The 13176-nt window shown below is 52.1% G+C and carries 10 protein-coding genes; 7 read left to right on the top strand and 3 right to left on the bottom strand.

Annotated features, from left to right (window positions below; all coding sequences use genetic code 11):
• Positions 1-146 precede the first annotated feature (146 nt).
• Together PKH29_07125 and PKH29_07120 are read right to left on the bottom strand one after the other, a co-directional pair.
• Positions 147-308, bottom strand: a complete 162-nt coding sequence (locus tag PKH29_07125; protein ID HNX14609.1) for a rubredoxin — start codon at positions 306-308, stop codon at positions 147-149.
• 88 nt (positions 309-396) lie between these two features.
• Positions 397-1602: an FprA family A-type flavoprotein gene (locus PKH29_07120; protein HNX14608.1), complete on the bottom strand. Its 1206-nt coding sequence runs from the start codon at positions 1600-1602 to the stop codon at positions 397-399.
• A 218-nt stretch (positions 1603-1820) separates the two neighbouring features.
• Between PKH29_07120 and PKH29_07115 the strand changes: the two genes are divergently transcribed.
• From PKH29_07115 to PKH29_07095, 5 genes are all read left to right on the top strand, one after another.
• Complete coding sequence (locus PKH29_07115) at positions 1821-2441, top strand: hypothetical protein (GenBank protein ID HNX14607.1); 621 nt, start codon at positions 1821-1823, stop codon at positions 2439-2441.
• A gap of 79 nt (positions 2442-2520) precedes the next feature.
• On the top strand, positions 2521-3714 hold the full coding sequence (locus PKH29_07110; GenBank protein ID HNX14606.1) for a crosslink repair DNA glycosylase YcaQ family protein: 1194 nt from the start codon (positions 2521-2523) through the stop codon (positions 3712-3714).
• Positions 3715-4076: 362 nt separating this feature from the next.
• Positions 4077-5936, top strand: coding sequence for an ABC-F type ribosomal protection protein (gene abc-f / locus PKH29_07105; protein ID HNX14605.1), 1860 nt, complete (start codon positions 4077-4079; stop codon positions 5934-5936).
• A gap of 119 nt (positions 5937-6055) precedes the next feature.
• The gene (gene uvsE / locus PKH29_07100; GenBank protein HNX14604.1) at positions 6056-7309 is read left to right on the top strand and encodes a UV DNA damage repair endonuclease UvsE; all 1254 of its coding nucleotides are present in this window, start codon (positions 6056-6058) and stop codon (positions 7307-7309) included.
• Positions 7310-7356: 47 nt separating this feature from the next.
• The gene (locus PKH29_07095; protein HNX14603.1) at positions 7357-9189 is read left to right on the top strand and encodes an FAD-dependent oxidoreductase; all 1833 of its coding nucleotides are present in this window, start codon (positions 7357-7359) and stop codon (positions 9187-9189) included.
• A 45-nt stretch (positions 9190-9234) separates the two neighbouring features.
• On the opposite strand, the gene PKH29_07090 is transcribed toward PKH29_07095, so the two are convergent.
• Positions 9235-9795 carry a hypothetical protein gene (locus tag PKH29_07090; protein ID HNX14602.1) on the bottom strand — a complete coding sequence of 187 codons (561 nt, stop codon included), beginning with the start codon at positions 9793-9795 and terminating at the stop codon, positions 9235-9237.
• Here PKH29_07090 and PKH29_07085 point away from each other — a divergent pair.
• Positions 9754-11565, top strand: a complete 1812-nt coding sequence (locus tag PKH29_07085; GenBank protein ID HNX14601.1) for a diguanylate cyclase — start codon at positions 9754-9756, stop codon at positions 11563-11565. The two genes, PKH29_07090 and PKH29_07085, sit on opposite strands and share 42 nt — an antisense overlap.
• Before the next feature lie 69 nt (positions 11566-11634).
• On the top strand, positions 11635-12978 hold the full coding sequence (locus PKH29_07080) for a hypothetical protein (GenBank protein ID HNX14600.1): 1344 nt from the start codon (positions 11635-11637) through the stop codon (positions 12976-12978).
• Positions 12979-13176 lie beyond the last annotated feature (198 nt).

Genomic DNA, 13176 nt, shown 5'->3' with positions numbered 1-13176 from the left:
GGGAGAAGAATTTTCCGTCAGGGAAATTCTTCGGCGGATATGCGCGGCATTTACGCTTTCGTTAATAAAAAGATAAGCTAATTTAGAGGGAGAAGAATTTTTCGGGCGAAAAATTCTTCGTAATAAAAAGAAAACCTGTTTTCTTTTTATTTGACTTCCGAGAAGTCCTCTTTGCCCGCGCCGCAGACCGGGCACATGAAGTCGGCGGGAAGGTCGGTGAATTTGGTGCCGGGCGCGATGCCGTTGTCGGGATCGCCTTTCGCCTCATCGTACTCCCAGCCGCAGACGTTGCAGACATACTTTTTCATGTTCTTTTTCCCCTTTCGTTTTCGGTTGTTTTTGATTGTTTATGAATGAACCGGAGTCTGGTTGAAGCCGCTCCGGATTTCCACGGGATCAGCACAATGAGGGGACCGAATCGGCGATGGTGTTGACCAGTTTGCCGAGCTCGGCCAGCTGCGCTTCCTTTAAAGAGGATTTGATCGTGACGGTGTTTTCGAGATAAGTCATATTTTTGCAAGGGCTTAAGATTTCGCGCATCAGTTTGCCCGAGACCGGCGCCCAGGAGCCGTTTTCGACAAAAGCCACCGTTCGGTTCTGGATATTGTGCGCGGCCAGGTCGCGCAGCAGTTCGTCCATCGTCACAAACACACCCATGTTGTAGGTGGTCGAGGCGAATAACAAATGGCTCCAGCGGAAGGCCGCCGCGACGATTTCCGACGCGGGCGTGACCGAGACGTCGAACATCACGGTTTTGACGCCTTTTTCCCGCAGGCGGCAAGAGATGATCTGCGCGGCGTTCTCGGTGTTGCCGTAGACCGAGGCGTAGGCGATCATCACGCCGTTTTCTTCGGGGACATAGCCGCTCCAGTTTTGATACTTCCCCACATAAAAAGGAATCTCTTTGCGCCAGACGAAGCCGTGCAGCGGGCAAATCAGCTCGACCGGAACTTCGGCCATCTTTTTTAATAGCGATTGGGTCTGGGGGCCGTATTTGCCGACGATGTTGCAGTAATACCGCCTCGCCTCGTCGAGATAATCGCGTTCAAAATCGACCTCGTCGGCAAACAGCGCGCCGTTCAATGCACCGAACGTGCCGAACGCGTCCGCCGAAAACAGGATTTTGTCGGTGTGGTCGTAGGTCGTCATGACCTCGGGCCAGTGCACCATCGGCGCCATGATAAAGCAGAGCTTGTGCTTTCCGGTGTCTAAAATTTCGCCCTCGTTCACGACTTGAATCTTAACGTCGCCGAGTTCGAAAAACTGCTTCATCATCACGGCGGACTTGGCGCTCGTGACGACGGTGATGCCGGGATAACGACAGATCAAATCGGCAAGCGTCGCCGAGTGGTCGGGCTCCATGTGCTGGACGATGACGTAGTCGGGGGTTTTTCCGTGAAGCTCATGCTCGAGGTTTTCAAAAAACACTTTCCCGACGGCCTTGTCAACTGTATCGAAGATCACGATTTTTTCGTCGAGCAGCAGATAGGAGTTATACGAAACACCGCGCTCGACCGAATAGACGCCCTCGAACATCGCGAGCCGCCGGTCATCGCCGCCGATATAAATTAAGTCGTCTTTGATTTTTCTGGTGCAGTACATATCGCACCTCCTTTGTCATAATTCGATTATAATGGGTGATTGCGGAAATTTCAACCTGAAAATGAGGAACAATTTATGATTGTATTTTACCTCATTTTTGTGATTTTACCGTGACGAGATCACCGATAAAAAGGTGTTATTGCGAAAAAGAGGCAGTTCTGTTATAATTTTAATCATCCCATGTGAAATTCGACTGACAGGATCAAGGCGGTAACAGCTTGAAAAACATCATCATCGCAGGCCCGTCCAGAGCCGGGAAATCGGCTTTGGCGAGTAAACTGAACGAAGAGTTCGGTTACTTTGTCCTCGGCGTCGATAAACTGGTCGCCGTGTTTCAGGAGGCCTATCCGCAGTTGGATATCCGCTTGAATTGGGACAGAGAAAAAACCACCGACCATATCGCACCGTTTTTAGGGCATTTTCTCGGGACGTTTTCTTCGGCGGACGGGCGCGGTCTGCTGCCGTACAGCCACGGCGCCGTAAAAGGAAATCGGTTTGTGCTCGAAGGCGGGTATTTTTATTTTGAAAAGATATTGCCGATTTTGAATACATATGGAATCGATGAATTAAAAGACAATTTCATTCTGATCGGATTGGTGCAAAACGAAAAAACGGTTGATGAATTCGTCAGCGATTTTAAAAATTACGATACACCGGATGATTGGACATACGGTTTCAGCGATGACGATCTGCGAGGGATCGCCGAAGACGCCGTTTTATTCAGCCGTAAGATGACCGATCATTTGACGAAATACGGCTTTACGATTTACGATACATCAAAAGAGCGGAAACGGGTTTTTGATCAAATCATCGAAGATATTCAATCGCATTCGGTATAATGCAGACCATGTAATGTCTTCGTCCGCCCTCCTTACTTTCATTCCGTATCCGAATTATAATAGATAGGATGTTGTTTGAATGAGTCATACAATCGGCGATCAGGCAGAAATCGTTCGCAAGATCATCATTGACAGCCAGCACTTGAGCCGGCGAAGCGATAAAAGCATCGAAGAGATTGTCTCGGACATCTGCGGTTTGCAGTATGACCCGAATCCGACCATCCATCTGAACCAATACATGATGCTTTGGAATCGAAAAAAGGATTTTACCGCAGAGCAGTTGGATATCGCGGCCTACAAAGAATTTAAGGTGATTGAGACATTCGCATTCAAACGCAATCTGTTTTTTGTGCCGTATGATGAATTTGCCCTATACCATGCCGCCGCCAAACGGATTGTCAGATGGGGAAGTTCCGATGAAAGTTGGCTCAGGATCGGAGATAATCCCGAAGATCAAACTGCGGAAAGTCAATTAAAGGAGTCCCTGACGGGACAACAGGGAATGACGGCGAAGCAAATTTGGGAGCATTTGAATTTATCGTTTGAGTGGAACAAATACAGAAGAGAACACGACCAAAATTACAATTTGCCCCTCTTTCGCGCTTTTTACAGATTGGTACGCAAGAGAGAGCTTTTGACCTGCGGGCGTAACCCGGGCACGTTCAGAGAGCCGGTTTATATTTTAAAAGAAATTGCGGGCATCACGGACCGGCCCAATCAGCCGATTGATGACAAACAGGCCATAACTTGGATGGTTGAAAAATTAATCGCTTCCTTCGGGGTAACCGATCCGGTTCACATTTCGCATATATCCGGTTTTGCGACCGTTACACTTTCACCGATTTTTCAGGAATTGGTATCCGAAAAGAAGATCCTGCAGATTCCGTATAAAATCGGCCGCAAATATTACTATATCCATTCTTCAAAAGCGCACTTGCTGAATGCCGAACGAACCGAGGACAGCGATGAAGTCCGGCTGATCTCACCGATGGATACGCTTGTCCGGGATCAAACATGGCTGAAAACATTTTTTGATTATTCATATACATTTGAATATTTTAAGAAAAAAGGGATGAAATGGCCGCTTTCAATTCTTGTCGGTAATCGGTTCGTCGGTTACTTGGACTGTAAAATGGAATGGGGCACAAAAAAATTCATCATCAAAGAAAAAAACATCTTTGATTCCGATTTTCAACATCACAAAGGAATCGAACTTGCGATACAGGATTTAGCCGCATTCCACGGGGCTAAAGAGATTATCGAGAAGAAGTGACGGCAGGAGAAGCTTTCGCGCAACGTAAAAAAGCGATTGCAAAACGGTAAACTTTGTGCTAAAATGCAAAAAGCCCATTGAAAGGTGGTGAGTGGCATGACACAGATTTTTAATTTTCAATCCAAAAAGTTTTATCCCGGCAGCGATTTCCGGACCCAGAGAGCATTCAAAACGGCTTACACAAGGGATAACTCTGCCCTTTTGACAAATTCAGAATCTGTTTGTTTTGAATGCCGCCCGCCGCGTCAAATATAAGGTTGCAACTTTACTCCTTTGATTGATTCGGAATGTCCCTGTGCGTGCTGCCAAAACAAGCCGCGCAGGGGTTTTTTATTCAGAGAATCAAATGAGGAGAAATTTTTATGATAGATCTGGCAGCTTACGAATTAAATAAATATTACGGCTCGAACCATGTGATCAAGGGCATTACCTTCGAGGTTTACACCGGCGAAAAGGTCGGACTGCTCGGCAGAAACGGCTCGGGCAAGACCACGCTTTTTAAAGTGCTGACGGGCGAAGAGCCCTACGAGAGCGGAACGGTTTCCAAGGCGTCGGGCAAACGGGTCGGGATGATGGCTCAGATTCCCGAGTTCGGAGAAAATGACACCGCCGAGGACATTCTGCGCGCGTCGTTCCAAGAAATCGCTGATATTCACGCCGAAATGAAACAGATCGAGGGCGACGAAGACCCCTCGGTCTTGCTTCGCTACGGACATCTTTTGGAGGAATACGAGCGCCTCGGCGGCTACGAGACCGAGGTTAAACTGGATAAGGTCACAAACGGCATCGGCATCGATGAAAAAATGCGCAAAAGCTTGTTCAGAGAGCTCAGCGGCGGAGAAAAGTCGCGCATTAATCTGGCGCGGATCCTCTTACGCGACTGCGACGTTCTGCTGCTGGACGAGCCGACCAATCACCTCGATCTGGCGTCGCTCGAATGGCTTGAAGCTTTTTTGAGCGAATATAAAGGGACCGTGGTTGTGATCTCCCACGACCGGCTTTTCCTTGACCGCGTCGTCACGCGCATCATCGAGATCACCGACGGAAAAGCGGATTTTTACGCGGGTAATTACAGCTATTTTATCGAGGAAAAAGAACAGCGGTTTTTGACCCAATCGGAGCAGTACGAACAGCAGCAGAGGAAAATCAGACAGCTCGAAACCGCCGCAAAACGCATGCACGAGTGGGCAAAACAGGCGGACAGCAAGGCGCTGCACAAGCGTGCGTTCGCGATGGAAAAACGCATTGAGCAGATGGATAAGGTGGACAGACCGATCACCGCGCGAAAGCTGACGGCGGAGTTTGACAGCGGAAGATATGCCGCGAGAGAGCTGGTCACGTTTGAAAACGTCGGCAAGCGCTACGGGGCGAAAGTCCTTTTGCGCGATTTGAAGCTGAGCGTTCTGCGCAGCGAGCGCATTGCGCTGGTCGGCGAAAACGGCTGCGGAAAAACCACGCTTTTGAAAATGCTGACGGGGCAAGAACCCTGCGACAGCGGCGAAATCCGTCTCGGCCCGAGCGTGAAAGCGGCATATATGCCGCAGATCATCACCTTTGAAGATGACAATGCGACGGTACTCGACACGCTGCGATTTTTTGCCGGACTATCCGAAGAGCGGACCAGAAGCATTCTGGCCGGGTTCCATTTCAAGGCAGCCGATGTGATGAAGAAAGTCGGCACGCTCTCGGGCGGCGAAAAAAGCCGGCTGAAGCTCTGCATGCTGATGCAGAACGACGTCAATTTCTTATTGCTCGACGAGCCGACGAACCACCTCGATATCGCGACGCGGGAGTGGATCGAAAACGCCCTGACCGATTTCGAGGGCACGATGCTGTTCGTCTCGCACGACCGGTATTTTCTGAACAAATTCGCCGATCAGATCTGGAGCATGGAAAACGGCGTGATCACGAAATACGGCTGCGGATTTGATGAATACCTTGAGCTGACACGGCCTGCCGAAGCAGCGGTCAGCAAGCCGAAAACCCCTGCGCTGAAAGTAAATTTAAAAGAGAAAATCCCAATCAAGTCCCGCCCCGAAAAGGCGATTCCGACCGAGGAGCTGATTCGCGAAGCGGAGGCCGAACTGGGGCAAGTGAATGCGGCAATCGATTCCGATCTGCAAAACGCGGAGTTTGTGAATATGAAAGCGTTGGTTGAGCAAAAGAGCCGCCTTGAAGAGAAAATCGACAGCCTTTACGATAAATGGTCCGAAAACGCGTAACGCCTTCCGCCGTGCAGCCTGAGAAAAACTTCCGCTCTTTTATGATCCGTTGACTTTTTCACCGGAACCGATATAATATTTCTAAATAATACCGCGAAGCCGGAGGGACCGGACGAACGATGAAGATCGGATATGCGTGCCTTGCGATTGCCGTGCCGGGCAGCGAAATGAAGAGCTGCATCCTGAAAAATGCCGGCGAAGAACGCCTGATCGGTTTGATCGGGCATAATCTGAACGCGCTCGAAACGCTGATTGATTACAACGTCCGAAACGGCATCCGACTGTTTCGGATATCCTCGGATTTGATTCCGTTCGGTTCGTCGGAAGCGATGACGATCCCGTGGAGTGAGCTCTTTTCCGAAAAACTCGCCGCGGTCGGGAAAAAAATCAGGGACTCGGGCATGCGGGTATCTATGCACCCCGGGCAATACACCGTCTTGAATTCCCCCGACAGCGCCGTCGTGAAGCGCGCGGTGACGGATCTTGAATACCATGCGAAAGTTCTGGACAGCCTCGGGCTTGGGCCCGAAAACAAGCTGGTGCTTCATACCGGCGGCGTATACGGGGATAAAAAACAGGCCGCAAGGAGGTTTCTCTCGGCGTACGGCGGGCTGAGCGCTGCCGTAAAAAGGCGTCTGGCGCTCGAAAACGACGACAAACTCTTCCACATCGGAGACGTGATGGAGAGTTCGGCCGCCGCCGGGATTCCCGCGGTCTATGACAACCTGCACAACGCCGTGAATCCGGCTGACCGGGCCCGCAGCGACTCCGACTGGATCGGGATTAGCCGCGAAACGTGGAAAGAGGCCGACGGCCCGCAGAAAATCCATTATTCGCAGCAGCATCCGTGCAAAAAACCGGGCGCGCATTCCGATTCCGTCGGCATCGGGGAGTTTTCGGAATTTATCCGCAATCTGTCCGGTACACCGCCCGACGTTATGCTGGAGGTCAAGGATAAAAACCTGTCCGCGCTGAAATGCCTCAACTGCGCTTCAAACCGCGGAATCAACGCGCTGGAAGCCGAGTGGGCCCGTTATAAATACCTCGTTCTGGAGCGGTCCGCGCAAAAATATCTTGCCGTCCGGCAGCTGCTCCGGGACAAAACCGCTTATCCGGCGCATGAGATGTACCGAATGATCGAGGCGTCGCTCAAAGCGCCCGCCGCACCGGAAGCCGCGGTCAACGCCGCGCAGCACGTCTGGGGATACTTCAAAGATAAGGCCGGGCCATCCGAAAAAAAGCGGTTTGAAAATGCGTTGGGGGATTTTGTCGCACAAAAAACCGGGATTTTTCCTGTGAAGAACCTGCTGCTTGCGCTTGCGCGCAAATACCGCGAGGATTATCTGCTGAACGGGTATTACTTTTATTTCTAAAATGCATTCATGATTATATTTTATATTTACATACAGGGGGGCAATTCATGGATTACGACGTCATCGTCATCGGCGCGGGCCTTTCGGGCCTCACGGCCGGCAGCCTGCTCGCCAAACGGCACCTCCGGGTCGCCGTGATTGACAAAAGCTATAACCCGGGCGGTTCCTGCGGCGTTTTTAAGCGCGGCCATGTGACCTTTGACCAGGGCTCCGCGATGCTCTACGGGTTCGGCGAAAAGGGTTTCAACGCGCACCGGTTTGTTTTTAACTGCCTTGAGGAGCCCATCGACGTCATCCGCCACGACCTTTTGTACAGGGTCGTTTTCAAAGGGCGGAAAATCCCCTTTTATGCCGACGTCGGCCGGTTTGCCGATGAGCTTTCACTCATTTTTCCGGAGGAGAAAGAAAACATCCGGCGGTTTTACCGGGACATGCTGAAGACCTATCAGCACGTCATGGTGGAGACGCCGAGTTATGTGACCGCCGATGAGACCGACCCGAAAACGGCTCTGAAAAGCATGCTTCTTCATCCGGTCTCCTATGCGAAGTTCCTCGGGTATTTGAATCAGAGCGCAGAGGACCTGCTGAAGAAATACTTTCGCGATCCGGAGATTTTTAAATTTTTCGATAAACTCACGTCGACTTATTGTTATGCGACGGTCAGGGAAGCGCCCGCGGTGCTCGCGGCGGTCATGTTCGTCGATAACCACGTCGGCGGCAGTTATTATCCTGCCGGCTCCACACTGATGCTGCCGGGTAAACTGGAAAAAGTCATCGAGGAAAACGGCGGCGATATGATTTATGAGAGTGAAGCGGTGTCGCTGGTTTTCGAAGAAGGAAAACCGGCGGGCGTTTTGCTCGGCGACGGCAGGCAGCTGAAAGCGCCCGACATCATCTGGTCGGGCACGGTATGGAACCTTTACGGGAAGCTGATTGACCCGGCCTATACGACGCAAAAAAGGCGCGATTGGGCCAAGTCCCTTGTCCCGACCTATCCGAGCGTGGTGCTTTATGCCGCTGTCGACAAGACCGTGATCCCGGAGGACACGGCTCCGATTGAAATGCTGGTCGGCAATCCCGATTCGCTCGACGAAAGCGAAGTGACCGCCTATCTTCTCAGCATCGACGACAGGACCCTCTGCGCCGAAGACGAACATACCGTCGTCGCCATCGGGCCGACTTTTGAAAAATGGGACCGCTCCGCTCCCGATTATCAAACCAAAAAAGAAGCGGAGAAGGAGCGGCTCATCTCGGTCCTGGAAAAGAGATTTCCGGGTTTTCGCGGCGCGGTCCGTTTTTCGGAACTTGCCACCCCCTGCACCATCGAGCGGTACGCCATGAAAAACGGCGGCGCGGTCGCGGGGCCGAAACAGATGCTGGGTCAGCATCTGTTTCACCGGCTGCACACCCGGACCGAATGGGACAACCTGTATTGCTGCGGGGAATCGACCGTGATGGGCACGGGCACGCCCACAGTGACGACGTCGGGCCTTTCCGCCGCCAACGCCCTGTTGAAAAAACTCGGCAAAGAGCCCTTTGTCTGGAGGGAAGGAATGCAAAATTACGTCAGAACCGTTGAAAAACCGTTCACGGCCGACCGGCTTTATGACACATTCGGCGAGCGGGAGCGTGACGTGATGCGCAAAGCGCTTCGCTGCCGCTTCTGCGAGAAGCCGTTCTGCGCGCCCCGCGCGGAAACCGACGTCCGGGGCATCATGCGAAGGGTCGCCGCAGGCAACTTCGCGGGCGCGAAAAAGGTTTGGCGCGGCATGCCCGCCGATGAATCCGCGCTGAAAGCTTACGAAGACAACTGCGTCCTGGCGCAGGAGACCGGCGAACCCGTCCGCATCCGCGAAGTGATCTCCTTCCTCGGCGACTAATCAAAAAAACGCCGGCCGTAAAATAATAAATAACCCCCGACGATATCAGGCATAAACTCCGGCATCCCGCGCGAAAGCTCCGGGAAGAGGCGCGTTCACCGTCCGCGCCCCTGCCCTGCCTCTCCCGGCCTGCATGGAGAATCCGTTTTCCGTTTTTTGTCGGTATATGTTGATTTGTGCCGAACAGGCTGATATAATGAGCTCAGAGAACCATACATAATCCGATTTCTCCACAAAAAAGGCAAACAGAAGGCCGGTCCTCTCGATGAGGAAGTCGCTCTGGAGCTGCTGAAGAAACAAGAAAAATAAGCGCGCAGACGGGCGCCAATCGGGTGTATTTTCGGAAGGAGGGTTTAATATGCCGGATGAGAAAAAAACAACTGGCTTGAAAAATACCTGACCAACAACGGAAGGTTTCAAAAAACCGACGTCAATTACCGAAAAGCATACGTCCTCAATTCGATTATAGCCATTATGGGGTTCGCTTGCTTTGCGTTTATTTTCATCGACAGTTTGCTTTTCGCTCAGTACACAACCGCCGCGGTGGACGCGGGCGCCGTCGTGATGGCCCTGCTGACGATGCTCTATTTTAAAAAGACGAATCATTATGAGCGGGCGGCTCTGATTGCGGTCGGGGTGATGCTGCTTTGCCTGAGTCTGATGTTTTTTGCCGCCGGGAACCGAAACTATTCCTTCTACTGGCTGGCGATCGTACCTCCCATCATTTACTTTTTGCTGGATCGCAAAACCGCGAGAATCGTTTCGGCTTTTTTCTCCTGTTATATGCTCGTCTTTTTTATCACGCAGAGCAAGTCCTGGGCCCCGGCCGAATTCAATGCCGCGGCGGTTTTCAATATCGTTGGAGCGACATACTGCATCGGCCGGATGATCTCCACGTTTGAGAAGAACCGGCAGGAGGCCTGGGAATCGCTGAAACAGGCAAATTCGGAGCTTGAAAACAGCCGCGGCGAACTGCGGCTGGTCCTGGATTCATCGGCCGAGGCCATTTACGGCATCGATCTGAACGGCGACTGCACCTTCTGCAACCGAAGCTGCCTTGAAATGCTGGGGTATCATGACCGGGAAGAGCTGCTCGGGAAAAACATGCACCGGCAGATTCATCACTCTTACAGAGACGGATCTCCTTTTCCCCGCGAAGAATGCCTGATTTTCAAAGCTTTTTCCACCGGGGAAAAAACGCATTCGGACAACGAAGTATTCTGGCGCGCCGACGGCACCTCTTTTGACGCGGAATATAACTCCTATCCGAAGATCAAAGACGTCAAAATCATCGGAGCCGTCGTGACGTTTATGGATATCAGCGAGCGCAAACAAAAAGAAGCGGAAATCAAATATCTGAGCTGCTATGACCCCCTGACCGGGCTTCACAACCGGAGATGCTTTGAAGAAAACCGCGCCTTTTACGACCGGCCCGAAAATCTGCCGTTATCGGTCATTTTCGGCGACGTCAACGGCTTGAAAATGACCAATGACATCTTCGGGTATGCCGCGGGCGACGCATTGATTCGTAAATCGGCCGAAATCATCAGCAGCTGCTGCAGAAACGCAGACATCGTCGCCCGCGTCGGCGGCGATGAGTTCATCGTGATTCTGCCGAAGACCTCAAAAGCGGATGCCGAGAACATCCTTTCGCGAATCCGGTCCGGGTTTTCGAATGCCCGGATGGAAGCCATCAAATGCAGCATCTCCCTCGGCCTCGATGCCAAACAAACGCCGGAACAGGCGCTGGATGAAGTCATCGCGAACGCGGAAAACGCGATGTATCGCGACAAAACCCTGGGGCGGAAGTCCGTCCACAAAGAGATCGTCGATACGCTCATCGACACGCTGCACTCGCGCTATCCGCGCGAAAAGGAGCATTCCGCCGCGGTCAGCGAACTGTGCGCCGAAATCGGAACCGCTTTGAATCTGCCCGAAACGGAAATGAGCAAATTAAAACGGGCGGGCTTTTTGCACGACATCGGGAAAATCGTGCTCGATTCCGCGATTTTGAATAAGGATTATCTGTCGTATGAAGAACTTGAAACCGTACAGCAGCATTCCGTCGTCGGATTTCGTATTTTGAACCTCTTTGACGATAAACTGGATCTGGCGGAATACGTCTATGCCCATCATGAGAGATGGGACGGGACCGGGTATCCGAGAGGGTTGAAAGGAGAACAAATTCCGCTGATTTCGAGAATCATCGCGGTCGTTGAGACCTATGAACGCGTACTGAACAGAGGAAACCTTTCCCCGAAAGAGCGGAAAGCGGCGGCGCTTGACATCATCAGGGAACACGCGGGAACCCAGTTTGACCCGCAGATCGCCCTGCTGTTTATTTCCGTCATGGAGAAAAGAAACGGAAAAGAGTAAGGCATTCTCCCGTACTCATCGGATTTATGCCTTTCCTTACTCAACGAAACGGTGAAAGGTGCGGTTTCAATGGATAACGGTTCAATCGTATTCGGCGCCGCAAAGGACGTCATCACACCGTGCGTCAAAACTACGCCGATGGGCTTCGGCGGCGTTTTCGGAATGCCGTTTCGGGAGATCCACGACGATTTATATGTGAGAACGCTGGTTTTGGAGGACAGTGCCGAAAACCGGCTTGTTTTAATATCTTTAGATCTTTGCTTCCACGACGACAGCCTGACGGAGGCGCTGCGGGAGTTCGCGCGCGAAAAATACGGCGTCGCGCATGACAATCTCTTTGTCGGCTACACCCACACGCATTTCGGCCCTGCCGTCAAAGGGTATGATTTCAATTTTTATGAGCCCGCTTATGAAGAGTTTTTGTTCACGCGGATTACGCAATGCGTCGGCCGGGCGTTTCTCAGCAGGTGTGAAGGGCACATCGCGCACGGAACCGCGGAGGGGCGCTGGAACATCAGCCGCCGCCTCAAAAAGGACGGCAAAATCCTGTTTGCGCCGAACCCGGAGGGTGAGACCGATAATCAAATCGATTTTTTGAAACTTTCGGACAGGGCGGGCGGCATCAGGGCGCTGCTCGTCAATTACGCGTGCCATCCGTCGAATTTAAAGGAGCGGCTGGCGATCTCCTCCGAATACCCCGGGCGGCTCTGTCAAATCCTCGAGCGGAATTATTACGGATGCACCGCGTTGTTCTTTCAGGGATTCGGGGCGGATTCCAAGCTCCGGATCGGGGCCGACGGCGATCATTTCACGCCGATCGGTTATGACGACTGCGATAAAGCCGCTTCAGATATGGCGGAGCGGATCGACGAATCACTGCGCGCGAAACGTCTGCTTCCGCTTGATTTGCAAATCGGTTCAAAGACGTTCAAAATCCCCGTGCCGCTCGAGATATACCCCAAATCTTACTTCGAAAAAGAGTCCGAAACCCATTCCGGGCGCCCCGGCGTACGTTTTGACAAAACCCATGTAAATGATAACTGCCCCGATTTGCTGCTTTGGGCGTGCGCGGATTACGTAACGGAGCACTACGACGAATTGCCCGGTAAAATCGACTTAAACTGCGGCGTGATACGGCTCAACCCCGATTTTTATATTTTCACCGTGGGCGGAGAGCCGAGCTTTGACGTGAAAAAAGTGCTTTCAACCGCGATCCCCGGTAAAAAGGCGATGTTTTTTGGGTACAGCGACGCCGTCGCCTATATCCCGAGCGACAAAATCATCGCGGAGGGCGGATACGAAGCGGAGGGCTCGGTGACCGAATACCGCCTGAAAGGGCGCATCGCGCCCGGCATCGATGAACTCCTGATCAAAAATTTCACGGACGCGGTAAACGCATTGGAAAAATCGTAGGGCGCGGCTTCCCTGACGCGCCGCTCCCGAAGCGTCCCCCCTTCTCTTCCCTGCCGGCGCCGGCCCTCGATTTTTTCCCTGAGAGGTATGAAAACGGTTGACAATATAAACCGACTGGTATATAATATTTTAGCCGTGAAGACGGTCGTCGGGGTGTAGCGAAGTTTGGTATCGCGCTTGAATGGGGTTCAAGAGGCC

It is taken from the genome of Oscillospiraceae bacterium (assembly GCA_035353335.1).
GTDB lineage: Bacteria > Bacillota > Clostridia > Oscillospirales > JAKOTC01 > DAOPZJ01.
Note: the sequence above shows the minus strand (reverse complement) of the source record. Positions and strands in the feature narration are given on the sequence as shown.

What these genes read in the sequence shown, in the direction of transcription:
- PKH29_07110 (HNX14606.1), top strand. Translation starts at nt 2,521, where the DNA reads ATGAGTCATACAATCGGCGATCAGGCAGAAATCGTTCGCAAGATCATC.
- PKH29_07090 (HNX14602.1), bottom strand. Translation starts at nt 9,795, where the DNA reads ATGATTCGTCTTTTTAAAATAGAGCATCGTCAGCAGGGCCATCACGAC.
- PKH29_07120 (HNX14608.1), bottom strand. Translation starts at nt 1,602, where the DNA reads ATGTACTGCACCAGAAAAATCAAAGACGACTTAATTTATATCGGCGGC.
- PKH29_07080 (HNX14600.1), top strand. Translation starts at nt 11,635, where the DNA reads ATGGATAACGGTTCAATCGTATTCGGCGCCGCAAAGGACGTCATCACA.
- PKH29_07095 (HNX14603.1), top strand. Translation starts at nt 7,357, where the DNA reads ATGGATTACGACGTCATCGTCATCGGCGCGGGCCTTTCGGGCCTCACG.
- abc-f (HNX14605.1), top strand. Translation starts at nt 4,077, where the DNA reads ATGATAGATCTGGCAGCTTACGAATTAAATAAATATTACGGCTCGAAC.
- PKH29_07125 (HNX14609.1), bottom strand. Translation starts at nt 308, where the DNA reads ATGAAAAAGTATGTCTGCAACGTCTGCGGCTGGGAGTACGATGAGGCG.
- uvsE (HNX14604.1), top strand. Translation starts at nt 6,056, where the DNA reads ATGAAGATCGGATATGCGTGCCTTGCGATTGCCGTGCCGGGCAGCGAA.
- PKH29_07085 (HNX14601.1), top strand. Translation starts at nt 9,754, where the DNA reads ATGGCCCTGCTGACGATGCTCTATTTTAAAAAGACGAATCATTATGAG.